Raw genomic sequence first — 15,509 nt, 5'->3', positions numbered from 1 at the left:
CCCCCCCGCCGACGCCGACCCCGGGACTTGACGGACGGCAGGTCAACCGGGTTCCGGTCAGACCGTGCAGACACAGGAACGCCGCCGCCGACGGACCGGTAATCCGTCGGCGGCGGCGTACACCATCAGGACCGCGAGGACCTCGGGGGTCCCGTCGGCCAGGGGGTCAGCCCTGGACGAACTCCCGGGCCACGACCTCGGCGATCTGCGCGGTGTTCAGAGCAGCGCCCTTGCGCAGGTTGTCGCCGCACAGGAACAGGTCCAGCGACTTCGGGTCGTCGATCGACTGGCGGATACGGCCGACCCAGGTCGGGTCGGTGCCCACGACGTCGGCCGGGGTCGGGAACTCGCCCTTGGCCGGGTCGTCCAGGACCTCGACGCCCTCGGCATCGCTGAGCAGCTTGCGTGCGTCGGCGGCCGGGACCTCGCTGTCGAAGGTGGCATGCACGGTCAGCGCGTGGGTCGTGATGACCGGGACGCGGACACACGTGGCGGCCACCCGCAGGTCCGGGATGCCCAGGATCTTACGGGACTCGTTGCGGACCTTGAGCTCCTCGGAGGAGTAACCGTCCTCCTTGAGCGAGCCGGCCCACGGAACGACGTTGTAGGCCAGCGGCGCGGGGAACGGGCCCAACTCGTCGACGGCCTCCCGCACATCGCCGGCCTCGTCGCCGAGACTGCGGTCGGCGGCCACGGTCGACATCTGGTCGCGCAGGGTGTCGATGCCCTCCTGGCCGGAACCGGAGGCGGCCTGGTAGGAGGAGACGACCAGGTCCTTGATGCCGTAGGCGCGGTGCAGGGCACCGATGGCCACGATCATCGACAGGGTCGTGCAGTTGGGGTTGGAGATGATGCCGCGCGGGCGGTTGCGGACCTGGGCCGCGTTGACCTCGGGCACCACCAGCGGGACGTCGGGGTCCAGGCGGAACGCGCCGGAGTTGTCGACGGCCACGGCACCGCGGGCGGCGGCGACCGGGGCCCATTCCTTGGAGACCTCGTCGGGCACGTCGAACATGGCGACGTCGACGTCGTCGAAGACCTCGGGGGACAGCGCCTGCACGGTGACGTCCTCGCCGCGCACGCTCAGCACCTTGCCGGCGCTGCGGGCGGAGGCGACCAGGCGGATCTCGCCCCAGACGTTCTCACGCCGGGTGAGGATGTCGCGCATGACCGTGCCGACGGCACCGGTCGCGCCGACGATGGCGAGGGTGGGAAGACGGTTGCTCATCGGCCGGTACCTCCGTAGACGACAGCCTCGACCTGGTCGGCGTCGAGCTGGAACTCGCTGTGGGCGGCGCGCACGGCCGCGTCGATCTGGTCCTCCTCGACAATGACCGAGATGCGGATCTCCGACGTGGAGATCATCTCCACGTTGGTGCCCGCGGCGGCGATCGCGTCGAAGAAGCGCGCGGTCACACCCGGGTAGGAGCGCATGCCGGCGCCGATCAGGGAGACCTTGCCGATCTTGTCGTCGTAGCGCAGGGAGTCGTAGCCGACCTTCTCCTGGACCTTCTTCAGCGCAGCGACGGCCTCCTTGCCGGTGTCCTTGGGGACGGTGAAGGAGATGTCGGTGCGCGACGTGGAGACCGCCGAGACGTTCTGCACGATCATGTCGATGTTGACCTCGGCGTCCGCGAGGGCCTTGAAGATCGTCGCGGCCTCACCGACCTTGTCGGGCACGCCGACGACGGTGATCTTGGCTTCGCTCCGGTCGTGGGAGACCCCGGAGATGATCGGCTGTTCCATGCCTTCGCTTTCCTCGACTTCCGAAACGATCCAGGTCCCGGGCTTCTGACTGAACGACGAGCGCACGTGCAGCGGGATGTTGTACTGCCGCGCGTACTCGACGCAGCGCAGGTGCAGGATCTTGGTACCGCTCGCGGCCATCTCCAGCATCTCCTCGTAGGAGACCTGGGGGATCCGGCGGGCGGTGGGCACGACACGCGGGTCGGCGGTGAAGACACCATCGACGTCGCTGTAGATCTCGCAGGCGTCGGCGCGCAGGGCGCCGGCGAGCGCGACGGCGGTCGTGTCGGAGCCGCCGCGGCCCAGCGAGGTGATGTCCTTGGTGTCCTGGGAGACGCCCTGGAAACCGGCGACGATGCAGATCGCGCCCTCGTCCACGGCCTCGGCGATACGGCCGGGGGTGACGTCTATGATCTTCGCGTTGCCGTGCAGGGACGTGGTGATGACACCGGCCTGGGAACCGGTGAAGGAGCGCGCCTCGTACCCGAGGTTCTCGATCGCCATCGCCACGAGAGCCATGGACATGCGCTCACCCGCGGTCACGAGCATGTCGAGCTCGCGAGCCGGCGGCATCGGGGAGACCTGCTCGGCCAGGTCCAGCAGTTCGTCGGTCGTGTCGCCCATGGCGGAGACGACGACCACGACGTCATGTCCCGCCTTTTTCTGAGCCACGATCCTTTGGGCTACTCGCTTGATGGCTTCCGCGTCAGCGACGGAAGACCCACCGTACTTCTGCACGATTAGGGCCACGATCGATGCTCCTGAGGAGTTGGGATCAAGACAATTAACAACGGAGTGTAGCCAGTGACGCCTCGCTCACCCGCTCCGACCTGCGGTTGGGTGGCGTGGCTACTTGACGCACCAGCGCTCGGGCCTACCCGCTCGAACGGCGGTTACTCAGATTTCGTCCGCATTACGGGCAAATGTGAGCTAGAACTCCAAGCTCCGGCGGCCCTCGAAGGCGCGGCCGAGCGTGACTTCGTCGGCGTACTCGAGGTCGCCTCCGACGGGGAGCCCGCTGGCCAAGCGTGTGACTTTCAGACCCATGGGTTTGACCAGCCGCGCCAGGTAGGTCGCGGTGGCCTCCCCTTCCAGGTTGGGGTCGGTCGCGAGGATGATCTCGGTGATCTGGCCGTCGGCCAGGCGCGACATGAGCTCCTTGACGCGCAGGTCGTCGGGGCCGACGCCCTCGATGGGGCTGATGGCGCCGCCGAGCACGTGGTAGGTGCCGCGGAACTCGCGGGTGCGCTCGATGGCCACGACGTCCTTGGACTCCTCGACGACGCAGACGACGGCGGGGTCGCGGCGCGCGTCACGGCAGATACGGCACTGCTCCTCCTCGGCCACGTTGCCGCAGACCGAGCAGAACCGCACTTTCTCCTTGACCTCGACAAGTGCGTTGACGAGGCGTTTGACGTCCGCGTTCTCGGCGGACAGAAGGTGGAAGGCGATGCGCTGCGCGCTTTTCGGACCGACGCCGGGCAGCCGCCCGAGCTCGTCGATCAGAGTCTGCACCGCGCCTTCGTACATCGCCTACCCGCTCGCCGGGCCGACTCTTCGGGGGCGGCCCGTCTTCCCCTTCTCACCGTCCACGGTATCCGTGCCGACGACCTCTCGCGCACGCGGAGGCCGCCGTCACCGACCCGCGAACGGTGTCTCACATGCCGGGGAGGCCGGGCATCCCGCCGGGCATGCCACCGGGCATACCGCCGAGCCCCTCGGTGAGCGGTCCCATCTTCTCCTGCTGCATCCGCTCGACCTGGGCCTCGGCGTCGCGGATCGCGGCGAGCACGAGGTCGGCGATGGTCTGTGCAGACTCATCGCTGTCGCCCGGGTCGATCGCCTTGGGGTCGACGGTGATGTCCTCGACCTGGCCGCGGCCGCTCAGCTTGACCTTGACCAGGCCGCCGCCGGAGCTGCCCTCGACCTCGGCCTCGTCGAGTGCCTTCTGGGCCTCGACGAGCTGTTCCTGCATCTGCTGGGCCTGCTGGAGCAGAGCCTGCATGTCCATTCCGCCAGGGTTCACGGTCGTCTCCTCGTCGGCACCCGTGGTGCCGGATGTCGCTGTGTCGCTGTTCCTGCGAGCGTAACCGCTCGTGTCCGACGCCGTCCTGTGGCCGGTCGGCGCACCGAGGGGTCCCGGGACGCGCCCGGCGGGCGCGCGCGTACCCCTCGCCCCGACAACGAACGGGGCCGCACGATCACTCCCCGAGTGCCGCTCCGACCTCGCGAGGGGTCTGTGATCCGGTGCGGCCCGACCCACCGCAACCGCCCTTCACCCACCAACAAGACGAAGAGTAGCGCTAACATCACTTTCGGTTGCACATGTGCCTGGAGGGGCACGACCGATACGTCACGGGGGACCGAACACGTGTTGACCGCCAGGGAACGCCACTCGGCGCTGATCGAGGCGATGGTCGCGGACGGCACCCTCACCGACCCCGGTCTGATAGCCGCCTTCCGGGCCGTCCCACGACATTCCTTCATCCCCGATTCCGGGGCGTCGACCGTGCGCGGCACTGCCCTGAACGCGGCCGGCAACCCGGAACGATGGCTGGCCGCCGTCTACGCCGACAACGCGATCATCACCCGCCTGGACGAGGGCGGAGTGCCCCGACAGCGCGGCGACGAGGCCACCCCACGCACACCGGAGGCCGAGGCGGCAACGTCCTCGAGTTCGGCGCCCACCGTGCTGGCCCGGCTCCTGGGCCTGGCCGACCTGGTCTACGGCCACCGCGCGCTGGAGATCGGGACCGGGACCGGGTGGAACACGGCCCTGCTGGCACACCGGCTCGGGGACGACTCCGTGGACTCGGTGGAGATCGACCCCCGGGTGGCCGACAACGCCCGGCAGGCTCTGTCCGCGGAAGGCCGTTCGCCCCGGATCACCGTTTCGGACGGCTACGCGGGGCACCCCGAGGGTGCACCGTACGACCGCATCACCTCCACCTGCGGGGTGCGTGCTCTGCCGCCGGCGTGGCTGGAACAGGTGGCCGAGGGCGGGATCATCGTGTGCCCGTGGGGTGCGTTGGAGGGCGCAGGGGTGCTCGCACGCTTCGAGTGCCCGGGTGACGGGACGGCGCAGGGCACCTTCCACGGGGGCGTGGGTTTCGTGCCGCTGCGGGTTCCCGGGCCGCAGTCGCCACCGGTGCACGACAACGGGCAGCAGCCGGACGAGTACCGCCTGACCCAGGAGGATCCGATCGCCCCGCTGATGTCGTTCCCTTCAGCGTTCGCGCTGTCGGTGATGGTGCCGGACTGGCGTGTGCGGCGCCGGTGGATCGGCACGGGCTCGGGTGTGTGGATCAACGACGGCGCCAACGAGTCGTGGGTGCGCGTGTACCCGTACGGCACGTCGTGGATGATCGAGCAGGGCGGCCCCCGCAGCATCTGGGACGAGTTCGAGGACGCGCTCGACGAGTGGGCGGAACTGGGTGAACCCGGGCCCGAACGCTTCGGCATCTCCGTGGCCGGCGACGGCACGCACCGGATCCGGCTGGATTCCCCGGAGGCCCGGACCTGGGACGTCTCCCCCGTCGCAGACGTCTGATCACGCCGGACACACGAGGCGGCCCTCACCGCCGGGCGAGGACCGCCGGGAGGGGACGGTTGCGCACGCTCACGTCTCGCCGCCCCCTGTCCTGCGGCACGTGCGTTGCGTTCCTGGGTCCTGCACAGCAGATCCTTCTCGTGGTCGCGGGCTTGCCGACCGGCTCCACCGGCAACCGCCGCGACCGCCCACCAGGTCGGAAGACGAGACGGTGGCACGCCGCCCGCCCCTGCCGAGCAGGTTGTCCTCGTTCCTTGCCAGGGCCCTCTCCTCTTAATGAACGATACGCAGTGTCTCGTGCGAACGGCGTCGCGGCACGACCCATTAGAGACGAAACGTCTCGTCCCCCTTCTGGGTACCGTGGCCACCATGACGGAGAACACCCCACCCGACCGGGGACGGCAGGCACCGAACCCGCAACGCCGCAGTGCACGGGCCGAACGTGCGATCCTCGACGCCGCCTCGGAGCTCATCGTCGAGGTCGGGTTCGCGCGGATGACCATGGAGGGCATCGCCTCCCGTGCCCGGGTCGGCAAACAGACCATCTACCGGTGGTGGCCGTCCAAGTCCGCGGTGGTCCTGGACCTGTTCACACACCTGACCGGAGAACAGACCGGCGAGGCCCTGCCGGACACCGGCGACATCGCGACCGACCTGAAGACCGTGCTGCGCGCCACCGTCGACGAGTTCAACGACCCCACGATGGACCGCATCTCGCGTGCGTTCACAGCGGAGATCCAGCGCGACACCGAGCTGTCGGAGCAGATCTCCGGGCTGCTCGTCGCACCCGGCACCGAGGTGTACAAGCAGCGCCTGCACAGCGCGATCGACGCGGGCGAGGTCCGCCCCGACGCCGATCTGGAGCTGGCGGTCGAGCTGCTGACCGGCCCGTTCCTCAAACGGTGGCTGTTGCGGACCGCCCCGCTCACCCACGCCTACGCCGACGACCTCGTCGACATGGTCATGCGCACCCTGCGCCCCTGAGCCCGGGCCTCGGCGGGATCAGCCCTGAGGGGGTTCGTGCTCGATCTCGTCGATGAGCTTGCCCCCGAGCTCGGTCTCGATGAGCGCGACCCCGGAAGCTCCCGAGGCTCCGGAGGTTCCCGAAGCTCCGGCTGTGCCGGAGGCGGATCCGCCCGGGGTTCCGGCGCCGGCCGATCCGGACTGTTCACCGGGGCCGCCCGCCGGGGCGGACCGGACGGGCTGCGGCTCGGAACCCGGGTCCTGGCTCGTGCTCCGTCCCTGCTCCTGCGGCTCACTGCGCTGCGGTTCGGCAGGGGCCTGGTCGGGCGGCGGGGCCGCGGCGGCGTCCTCGTACGGGTCCGGTGGCGGTTCCTCCAGTCCGGTCACGATCTTGTCCGGCGGCGGGCCCGACGGCGCCTGTGCCTCCGGGCGGGGCCGTGGATCGGGGTCGGGGCGCTCCTCGGCGGCGCGATGCTGCGGTTCAGTGCTCGCAGGTGCAGGGGCGGGTTCGGCCGGGGCGGCAGGTGCGGGCTTCTCGGGCTGGGCGGGAGCCGAGTCACCCCACCCGGCGGGCTCGGCCGGCCGCTGGGGTTCCGGCCGACGGGCCGGAGCGCCACCGCCGTTCGAACCGTTCTGACCGTTCGGATCGCCGGCGGCAACCCTGACCTCGACGCCCAGGACCTCCTGGATCGCCGCCGCGACCACCTGGTCGCTGCCGCTGTTACCGAAACCCTTGGCCTCGTTGGGGCGCGAGAACCCGAGGAGCACGGTGTTGCCCTCGACGCCGACGGGCCCGACGTCACTGCCGGTCAGCACCATCCAGGTGAACCGGCGCCGGTTCTTGACCGCCTCCAGCACCTGGTGCCAGGCGCCCTGGAGACGACCGAGGTCGACCGCGCCTCCACCCGAGGACTGCGCCTGGGCCGGAGCGGCCTGTGGTGCGGCCTGCTGGGGCTGCGGGGCNNGGGCTCGGCCGGACCCTGCGAACGCCCGGGTGCCGGCTGCTGCGGCTGTGTGGCGGCCGGTTCCTCGGGCTGGTGCTGTCGCGCGGGCTCGGTCGGCGTTTCCGGGGGCGCGGCGGGCGCCTGCGGTTCCGGCTGGGGCGCGGGTGCCGGGGCCGCGGCCGGGGGTGCGGGTGCCTGCACGGCCGGTGCCTGCGGGGTCGCGGCACCGGAGGAGACGCGGCGCTCCATCTGCTCCAACCGGGCCAGCAACGCCGTCTGATCGGAGTCGACCGCGGGCAGCAGCACACGCGAGCACATGAGCTCGAACATGAGCCGGGGCGCGGTCGCTCCACGCATCTCCGTCAGTCCCGCGTTGAGAACGTCGGCGGCGCGCGTGAGCTCGGCCGGGCCAAGGCGCGAGGCCTGGCCCTGCATCTGCTCGACCGCCTCCGGGGCGACGTTGACCAGCCCCTTGTCGAGAGCGTCGGGCACAGCCGCCAGGACCACCAGGTCGCGGAAGCGTTCCAACAGGTCGGCCGCGAACCGGCGCGGGTCGTGGCCGCCCTCGACCACCCGGTCGATCAGCCCGAAGACCGCGGCCCCGTCCCGGGCACCCAGCGCGTCGACCATCTCGCCCAGCAGGCTGGAGTCGGTGTAGCCGAGCAGGCCCACCGCGCCCTCGCGCGTGATGCCCTCGTCTCCGGAACCGGCGATGAGCTGGTCCAGCACCGACAGGGTGTCGCGCGCCGATCCCGCGCCCGCGCGCACGACCAGGGGAAGCGCAGCCTGGTCGTAGGGGATGCCCTCCTCCTGGAGGAGGTCCTCCATGAGCTCCTTGAGGGTCGTCGGCGGGATCAGTCGGAAGGGGTAGTGGTGCGTACGCGACCGGATCGTCCCGATGACCTTCTCGGGTTCGGTCGTGGCGAAGACGAACTTCAGGTGCGGTGGAGGCTCCTCGACGAGCTTGAGCAGCGCGTTGAACCCCTCGCGGGTGACCATGTGCGCCTCGTCGATCACGTAGATCTTGTAGCGCGAGCTCACCGGCGAGAAGAAGGCGCGTTCCCGCAGGTCGCGGGCGTCGTCAACACCACCGTGCGAGGCGGCGTCGATCTCGATGACGTCGATGCTGCCGCCGCCGTCGGGCCCCAGCGCGACACAGGAGTCGCAGGTGCCGCACGGGTCGGGCGTGGGTCCCTGCTCACAGTTGAGCGAGCGGGCGAGGATGCGCGCGCTGGTGGTCTTGCCACAGCCTCGCGGGCCGCTGAACAGGTAGGCGTGGTTGATGCGTCCGCTGCGCAGCGCCTGCCGCAGCGGGTCCGTCACGTGCTCCTGACCGCGTACCTCGCCGAACGTCGCCGGGCGGTACTTGCGGTACAGCGCGATGCTCACGGTGCGATCACTCCCCTGGTCCCTGCCACGGGTCCATTCAACCCGCTGTCGCCGACAGCTCGGGCCGGGTCGTGGGAAACCGGGAGGGGGACGTCCGGGGCTGCCGGAGACAGAAAAAAGGACCCCCCGCGCACCCGCCAGAGCCCACTTATCCTTGCTGCCTTCCGGCCCTGGGGAGGTTCATAGGGTGACGCCGCACGAGGGGTCTGCCCCAAAGCCTACCCGAAAGAACAGCCCACTTGTCCAACCCGCGATCGCCGCCCTCCCGCCCCCTTCCAGGCGTGTGCACACCGCTCCCCGGAACCGGTAGTCTCTGCCCCGCGGCCGCACGCAACAACGTTCGGCGGCGGTCGGTTCTCGGCCGAGGGGATGGACGAAGCACCCCTTCGGAACCTGTAGAGTTGATCTCGGAGGATTCGCCTAGTGGCCTAGGGCGCACGCTTGGAAAGCGTGTTGGGGGCAACCCCTCAAGGGTTCGAATCCCTTATCCTCCGCCACGAGCGAAGGCCCGGAGCGCACCGCGTTCCGGGCCTTCGTCGTTTCCACCCCTGATGCCCGCGTCAGGTGAGGGCCCGGCAGTGGTGGGCACGAGCCCGCAGACCTACCGCCGCGCGTTCCGTTCGGGTTGAGACCCCGGGTCAGGGACGGGGGATGTTGCGCAGGTTCGAACGCGCCATCTCCACCATCGCCCCGACCCCGCCCTTCAGCACCGTGCGCCCTGCCGAGAGCGCGAACCCGGCGACCTGGTCCGCGGTGATGCGGGACGGGATCGACAGCGCGTTCGCGTCGGTGATCACGTCGACGAGGTAGGGGACGTCGGCCGCCAGCGCCTCACGCAGGGCCTCGTGCACGTCCTTGGGGGCCTCCACCCGCACCGACCGCATGCCGACCGCACGCGCGACCGCCGAGTAGTCAACGGGCTGGTGGTCGGTCTGGTACGCGGGGATCCCGTCGACCATCATCTCCAGCTTGACCATGCCGAGCGAGGAATTGTTGAAGACCACCGTCGTGATCGGCAGGTCGTGCTGCTGCACGGTGATCAGCTCGCCCATGAGCATGCTCAGCCCGCCGTCACCGGAGAGCGAGACCACCTTCCGGTCGGGTGCGGCGTAGGCGGCACCGATCGCGTGCGGGAGCGCATTGGCCATCGTCCCGTGCGAGAAGGAACCGATGACGCGCCGGTGCCCGTTCGGGGTGAGGTAGCGGGCCGCCCACACGTTGTTCATGCCGGTGTCGACCGTGAAGACGGTGGCCTCGTCCGCGACCTGGTCGAGGCAGTCGGCCACGTACTCGGGGTGGATGGGCGTGTGGTGCTCGATGTTCTGTGTGTAGGCGTCCACCACCCTGGTCAGGGCTCGCTCGTGTTTGCGGAGCATCTCGTGCAGGTACCGGGCGTCGGACTTGTCCTCCACCAGCGGCAGCACCGCACGCAGGGTCGCGGGGACGTCCCCGTGCACGGCCAGTTCGAGCGGTACGCGACGGCCGAGGCGGCGCGGATCGCGGTCGACCTGGACCACACCCTTCTTCGGAAGGAAGTCGTCGTACGGGAAGTCGGTGCCGAGCAGGACGGTGAGGTCGGCCGCCTCCAGGGCGTCGTGGCAGGCGCCGTAGCCGAGCAGGCCGATCATCCCCACGTCGTAGGGGTTGTGGTGCTGGATCCACTCCTTGCCGCGCAGAGAGTGGCCGACCGGTGCGTTGGCCTTGTCCGCGAGCGCCATGACCTCGCGGTGGGCGTGCCGCACACCGACACCACAGAAGAGCGCGACCTTCTCGGCGGCGTTGATGCGGGCGGCGAGCTCACGCACGTCGTCCTCGCTGGGCCAGGCGGTGGCGCGCCCGGCAGTCACGGGTGAGGTGTCGGCGGGGCCGGTGGCGCGCCGGCCGGCGATGTCCCCGGGCAGGACGAGCACGGAGACCCCGGGGGTACCGAGGGCGTGCTGGATCGCGACCCGCGCCAACCGCGGCATCTGCTCCGGGTGGGCCACGAGCTCCCTGAACCCGGTGACGTCGCCGAAGAGCCTCTCGGGGTGGGTCTCCTGGAAGAACTGGGTCCCGATCTGCCGGGAGGGGATGTGCGAGGCCAGCGCCAACACCGGGACCCCGCTGCGCTGGGCGTCGTAGAGGCCCTGCACCAGGTGGGTGTTGCCCGGGCCGCAGGACCCCGCGCACACCGCGAGCCCGCCGTCGATCTCGGCCTGCCCGGCGGCGGCGAACGCGGCGGCTTCTTCGTTGCGCACGTGCACCCACTCGATGCCGTCGGTCTCGCGTACGGCGTCGACGACGGGGTTGAGGCTGTCCCCGACCACGCCGTAGATGCGGGTGACCCCGGCAGAGGCCAGGGTGCGGACGAGCTGTTCAGCGACGGTGTTCCTGGCCACGGCGGTGTTCCTCCCTGCGACGGCGCTGTCGGCCCCAACGCTAGGAGCGGGGCCGCCCGGAGGCCGGGAACGCCACACTGGGGCCCTCACGGGCGCCGCACGGCCGTACACGCCGCTCCTGGTCGGCCGCGGCCGCGCTCCCTAAGCTGGGAACCCTGGCCGACTCGTCGTCCGAGGGGAGACGCATGAGTACCACGGTGGCGGTCCTGGGGACCGGGATCATGGGTTCGGGGATGGCCGCGAACCTCATCGCGCAGGGTTTCGACGTGCGGGTCTGGAACCGCAGCAGGGAGAAGACCCGGCCGTTGCAGGACGCGGGGGCACAGGTCGCCGCGTCCCCGGACGAGGCGGTGGAGGACGCGGCGGTCGTGCTCACCGTGCTCTTCGACGAGGGTGTGACCGCTCAGGTCATGGAACGCGCCCTGCCCTCGGCCGCGCCGGGCGCCGTCTGGGCCCAGGCCGGGACCGTCGGGGTCAAGGGCGCCGCCGACCTCGTCAAGCTCGCCGAACGCTCCGGGATCAGGATCGTCGACACCCCTGTCCTGGGAACCAGGGGTCCGGCCGAGCAGGGCACGCTCGTGGTGCTGACCGCCGGCGAGGAGGAAGCGCTCGCGACGGCCCGCCCGGCGCTGGAGGCCTTCTCCGCCAGGGAGATCCACGTGGGTGACGAACCGGGACGGGCCTCCGCGCTCAAGCTCGCGTGCAACGCCTGGGTGACCACACTGACAGCGGGTGTGGCGCAGTCGATGGCGATGGCCGAGGCCCTGGGCACCGACCCGCGACTGTTCCTGGAGGCGATCTCCGGCGGGCCGCTGGACGCCGGGTACGCACAGGTCAAGGGCGCGGCGATGCTCAGCGGCGCCTACGAACCCTCGTTCCCGGTCCACGGGGCACTCAAGGACCTCGACCTGATGGTGGACAGCGCACGCAGCCACGGCGTTGCGTCCGGTGTGCTGGACGGTGTACGCGTGCAGTTCAGGGCGGCCGAACTGAGCGGCCACCGGGACGAGGACATCGCCGCCGTCTTCGAGGCCGTCACGCCCGACGACCGGTGAGCGTCCCCCGATCACAGCCACGGAGGTGTCGAACATGACCCAGGACGTTCCGCAGTACGAGCTCGACGACGGGACGACGCTGCCCGCGATCGGTTTCGGTACCTACCGGCTCACCGGCGAGGAGGGCACACGGTCGATCCTGTCGGCGATCGAGTCCGGCTACCGGCTCCTGGACTCGGCGGTCAACTACCAGAACGAGGACGCGGTGGGCGAGGCCGTACGTCGCTCCGCTGTCCCCAGGGAGGAACTGCGCGTCACCTCCAAGCTCCCCGGCCGCGACCACGCCTACGCCCGCGCCCTCGAGACGGTCGAGGGGTCGTTGCGCGCCTCGGGCCTCGACCAGCTGGACCTCTACCTCATTCACTGGCCGAACCCGATCGAGGACCTGTACGTGCAAGCCTGGCGGGCCCTGGTGGAGGCGCGCGAGCGCGGGCTGGTGCGGTCGATCGGGGTCTCGAACTTCCTGCCCGAGCACCTGGACCGGATCATCGAGGACACCGGGGTCGCACCGTCGGTCAACCAGGTGGAGCTGCACCCGTACTTCCCGCAGGCCGAGCAGCGCGCAGCCGACGCAGCGCGCGGGATCCGCACGGAGTCGTGGAGCCCGCTCGGCCGGGCGAACTCGGTGCTGAGCGAGCCCGTGGTCGAGACGATCGCGCGCACGCACGGGCGCAGTGCGGCCCAGGTGATCCTGCGCTGGCACGTCCAGCTGGGGGCGGTGCCGATCCCGAAGGCCTCCGGTCCGGAGCGCCAGACCGAGAACCTGTCCGTCTTCGACTTCGAGCTGTCGGAATCCGAGGTCGAGGCGATCTCGGCTCTGGGCCGCGCCGACGGCCGCAACAAGGGCCAGGACCCGGCCACACACCAGGAGTTCTGAGCCGAGCAGACGATCGCCGGGCCCCGGGGGACCAGGAACGTCCACCGGGGCCCGGGGTGTGCGCGTGGCGATTTTGCGGGGTGCCCCTCACCGATTTTGCAACTTGTTGCATAAAATGGCCGAGGCCGGCCCGACACCGGCGACGAGGCACCGCGCAAGGAGACGAACATGAGCGAGTACCCCCACCTCCTGGAACCCCTGGACCTGGGCTTCACGACCCTGCCCAATCGCGTCATCATGGGCTCCATGCACGTGGGCCTGGAAGAGGCCCCCGACGGGTTCGAGCGCATGGCGGAGTTCTACGCCGAGCGCGCCCGCGGCGGCGTCGGGCTCATCATCACCGGCGGCATCGCGCCCAACCCCGAGGGCACCACCTACCCCGGCGCCGCCAAGCTCACCGCCCCCGAAGAGGTCGCGGAGCACAAGACCGTCACCGACGCCGTGCACGCCGCCGGCGGACGCATCGCCATGCAGATCTTGCACACAGGCCGCTACGCCTTCAGTGAGGAGTCGGTCGCCCCCAGCGCGATCAAGGCCCCCATCAGCGCCTTCACCCCCCGCGCGCTCACTGAGGACGGCATCGAGCGCACCATCGAGGACTTCGCGAACACCGCAGCCCTGGCGCGCGAGGCCGGCTACGACGGTGTCGAGATCATGGGGTCCGAGGGGTACCTCATCAACCAGTTCATCGCCTCGGCCACCAACCAGCGCGAGGACCGCTGGGGCGGCTCCTACGAGAACCGCACCCGCTTCCCGCTGGAGATCCTGCGCCGGGTGCGCGAGCGCGTCGGCGACGACTTCGTCGTCGTCTACCGCCTCTCCATGCTCGACCTGGTGCCCGGCGGTTCCACGTTCCCCGAGGTCGTACAGCTCGCCAAGGCCGTCGAGGAAGCCGGCGCCGACATCATCAACACCGGCATCGGCTGGCACGAGGCCCGAATCCCCACCATCGCCACGTCCGTGCCGCGCGGCGCCTACAGCTGGGTGACGCGCAAGCTCATGGGGGAGGTGTCGGTCCCGCTCGTGGCCGTCAACCGGATCAACACCCCCGAGGTCGCCGAGCAGGTGGTCGCCTCGGGCGACGCCGACATGGTGTCCCTGGCACGGCCCTTCCTCGCCGACTCGCACTTCGTGGCCAAGGCCGCGGAGGGGCGCTCGGAGGAGATCAACACCTGCATCGGCTGCAACCAGGCCTGCCTGGACCACACGTTCAGCCTCAAGATCACCTCCTGCCTGGTGAACCCGCGCGCCTGCCACGAGACCGAACTCGTACTGGAACCCACCCGCACCGCCAAGGACGTCGCCGTGGTCGGCGCCGGCCCGGCCGGTCTGGCCTTCGCGGTCTCGGCCGCCGAGGTCGGACACCGCGTCACCCTGTTCGACGCCGCGGACTCGATCGGCGGCCAGCTCGACATGGCCCGCCGGATCCCCGGCAAGGAGGAGTTCGACGAGACCCTGCGCTACTACCGGGTCCAGCTCGACAAGCTCGGCGTGGAGGTGCGCCTGGGCACGCACGTGGTCGCCGGCGACCTCCAGGGGTACGACGAGGTCGTGGTCGCCACGGGCGTCACCCCGCGCATCCCCGACGTGCCAGGCATCGACCACCCCAAGGCCGTCTCCTACGTGGACGTGCTGCGCGGCCGCGTCGAGGTCGGCGGAGAGGTCGCGGTGATGGGCGCCGGCGGGATCGGTTTCGACGTCGCCGAGTTCCTCACCGACGGGGGCGAGGGCGCGAGCCAGGACATCGGGGAGTTCTTCCGGCAGTGGGGTGTGGACACCGACCACACCACCGTCGGCGGCCTCACCGAACCCGCGCGCCCCACGCCGCCGCGCCGCGTGCACCTGCTCCAGCGCAAGACGAGCAAGCCCGGCAAGGGTCTGGGCAAGACCACCGGATGGATCCACCGGCTGGAGCTGCGCCACCGCGGCGTGGAGATGGTCGCGGGCGCCGCCTACGACCGGATCGACGACGAGGGACTGCACATCACCGTCGACGGGGAGTCCAGGGTCCTGGACGTGGACCACGTCGTGGTGTGCACCGGGCAGGAGTCACACCGCACCCTCGCCGAGGAGCTGGCCGAGCTCGGCACGACGGTGCACGTGATCGGCGGCGCGGACGTGGCTGCCGAGCTCGACGCCAAGCGCGCCATCGACCAGGGCACGCGCCTGGCCGCTGCGCTGTAGTTCTCAGGTTTCGCCCGCACCAGCCTGCCCTCGTACCTCCGCCCCTAGAATCACGGCCATGTCCCTGCCCCACGCACTCCTGACCGCCCTGTTGGAGAAGCCCTCATCGGGTTCGGAGCTGACCCGGCGTTTCGACCGGTCCATCGGTTACTTCTGGTCGGCGACCCACCAGCAGATCTACCGCGAGCTCGGGAAACTGGAGCGATCGGGCCTGATCCGCCCCCTGCCCGGCGGGGCCCCCACCCGCGGGCAGAAGAAGGAGTACGAGGTCCTGCCCGAGGGGAGGGCGGAGCTCGTGCGCTGGGTCGACCAGCGCGAGGACCCCAAGGTGGCCCGGGACCCCCTGCCCCTGCGGCTGCGCGCCGCGGGGGTGGTGGGCCTCGGCGACCTCGTCGACGAGCTGCGGCGCCACCGCGACCTGCA

Annotated in this window: 11 protein-coding genes, 1 tRNA gene, 1 other RNA gene and 1 pseudogene; 7 read left to right on the top strand and 7 right to left on the bottom strand. The window is 70.6% G+C overall.

Features of this window, described 5'->3' with window-relative positions:
* Positions 1-166 precede the first annotated feature (166 nt).
* From D474_RS0114300 to D474_RS0114285, 4 genes are all read right to left on the bottom strand, one after another.
* Complete coding sequence (locus tag D474_RS0114300) at positions 167-1,228, bottom strand: aspartate-semialdehyde dehydrogenase (RefSeq protein ID WP_017614238.1); 1,062 nt, start codon at positions 1,226-1,228, stop codon at positions 167-169.
* The gene (locus D474_RS0114295; protein WP_083931832.1) at positions 1,225-2,496 is read right to left on the bottom strand and encodes an aspartate kinase; all 1,272 of its coding nucleotides are present in this window, start codon (positions 2,494-2,496) and stop codon (positions 1,225-1,227) included. Before D474_RS0114295 ends, D474_RS0114300 begins: the two co-directional genes overlap by 4 nt.
* Before the next feature lie 180 nt (positions 2,497-2,676).
* Positions 2,677-3,276, bottom strand: coding sequence for a recombination mediator RecR (gene recR / locus D474_RS0114290; protein WP_017614236.1), 600 nt, complete (start codon positions 3,274-3,276; stop codon positions 2,677-2,679).
* Between the two features lie 127 nt (positions 3,277-3,403).
* Positions 3,404-3,757 (bottom strand): YbaB/EbfC family nucleoid-associated protein, encoded by a 354-nt coding sequence (locus D474_RS0114285; protein WP_017614235.1) that lies wholly within the window; start codon positions 3,755-3,757, stop codon positions 3,404-3,406.
* Positions 3,758-4,120: 363 nt separating this feature from the next.
* On the opposite strand from D474_RS0114285, the gene D474_RS0114280 reads away from it, so the two are divergent.
* Both D474_RS0114280 and D474_RS0114275 read left to right on the top strand, forming a co-directional pair.
* Entirely contained in the window at positions 4,121-5,296 is a 1,176-nt protein-coding gene (locus D474_RS0114280; protein ID WP_017614234.1) for a methyltransferase domain-containing protein, read from the top strand.
* A gap of 369 nt (positions 5,297-5,665) precedes the next feature.
* Positions 5,666-6,280: a TetR/AcrR family transcriptional regulator gene (locus D474_RS0114275; RefSeq protein ID WP_026118483.1), complete on the top strand. Its 615-nt coding sequence runs from the start codon at positions 5,666-5,668 to the stop codon at positions 6,278-6,280.
* Between the two features lie 18 nt (positions 6,281-6,298).
* Here the strand turns inward: D474_RS0114275 and D474_RS28780 are convergent.
* Positions 6,299-8,592, bottom strand: a pseudogene (locus D474_RS28780) (DNA polymerase III subunit gamma and tau).
* Between the two features lie 114 nt (positions 8,593-8,706).
* An RNA gene (gene ffs / locus D474_RS31070) (signal recognition particle sRNA small type) lies at positions 8,707-8,802 on the bottom strand.
* Positions 8,803-9,001: 199 nt separating this feature from the next.
* Between ffs and D474_RS0114265 the strand changes: the two genes are divergently transcribed.
* Positions 9,002-9,089: transfer RNA gene (locus D474_RS0114265), tRNA-Ser, on the top strand.
* A gap of 141 nt (positions 9,090-9,230) precedes the next feature.
* Here D474_RS0114265 and D474_RS0114260 read toward each other — a convergent pair.
* A complete protein-coding gene (locus D474_RS0114260) occupies positions 9,231-10,970 on the bottom strand; it encodes a pyruvate dehydrogenase (protein ID WP_017614232.1) in 1,740 nt (579 codons plus the stop codon).
* A gap of 185 nt (positions 10,971-11,155) precedes the next feature.
* Here D474_RS0114260 and D474_RS0114255 point away from each other — a divergent pair, with 185 nt between their 5' ends.
* The 4 genes from D474_RS0114255 to D474_RS0114240 all read left to right on the top strand — a co-directional run.
* Positions 11,156-12,025, top strand: a complete 870-nt coding sequence (locus D474_RS0114255) for an NAD(P)-dependent oxidoreductase (RefSeq protein WP_026118482.1) — start codon at positions 11,156-11,158, stop codon at positions 12,023-12,025.
* A gap of 34 nt (positions 12,026-12,059) precedes the next feature.
* Positions 12,060-12,902: an aldo/keto reductase gene (locus D474_RS0114250; RefSeq protein WP_017614230.1), complete on the top strand. Its 843-nt coding sequence runs from the start codon at positions 12,060-12,062 to the stop codon at positions 12,900-12,902.
* Between the two features lie 168 nt (positions 12,903-13,070).
* A complete protein-coding gene (locus D474_RS0114245; protein ID WP_017614229.1) occupies positions 13,071-15,086 on the top strand; it encodes an oxidoreductase in 2,016 nt (671 codons plus the stop codon).
* 58 nt (positions 15,087-15,144) lie between these two features.
* A partial coding sequence (locus D474_RS0114240; RefSeq protein ID WP_017614228.1) for a PadR family transcriptional regulator occupies positions 15,145-15,509 on the top strand: 365 nt, incomplete at its 3' end.

Origin of the sequence: Nocardiopsis salina YIM 90010 (genome assembly GCF_000341025.1) — a bacterium.
Classification (GTDB): domain Bacteria; phylum Actinomycetota; class Actinomycetes; order Streptosporangiales; family Streptosporangiaceae; genus Nocardiopsis; species Nocardiopsis salina.
The sequence above is the reverse complement of the archived record's forward strand: the minus strand, read 5'-3'. Positions and strand labels throughout refer to the sequence as shown.

Bases quoted from the DNA above. Each gene is read 5' to 3' on its own strand.
- D474_RS0114300 (WP_017614238.1), bottom strand. From the start codon at position 1,228: ATGAGCAACCGTCTTCCCACCCTCGCCATCGTCGGCGCGACCGGTGCC.
- recR (WP_017614236.1), bottom strand. From the start codon at position 3,276: ATGTACGAAGGCGCGGTGCAGACTCTGATCGACGAGCTCGGGCGGCTG.
- D474_RS0114275 (WP_026118483.1), top strand. From the start codon at position 5,666: ATGACGGAGAACACCCCACCCGACCGGGGACGGCAGGCACCGAACCCG.
- D474_RS0114255 (WP_026118482.1), top strand. From the start codon at position 11,156: ATGAGTACCACGGTGGCGGTCCTGGGGACCGGGATCATGGGTTCGGGG.
- D474_RS0114245 (WP_017614229.1), top strand. From the start codon at position 13,071: ATGAGCGAGTACCCCCACCTCCTGGAACCCCTGGACCTGGGCTTCACG.
- D474_RS0114285 (WP_017614235.1), bottom strand. From the start codon at position 3,757: ATGGACATGCAGGCTCTGCTCCAGCAGGCCCAGCAGATGCAGGAACAG.
- D474_RS0114250 (WP_017614230.1), top strand. From the start codon at position 12,060: ATGACCCAGGACGTTCCGCAGTACGAGCTCGACGACGGGACGACGCTG.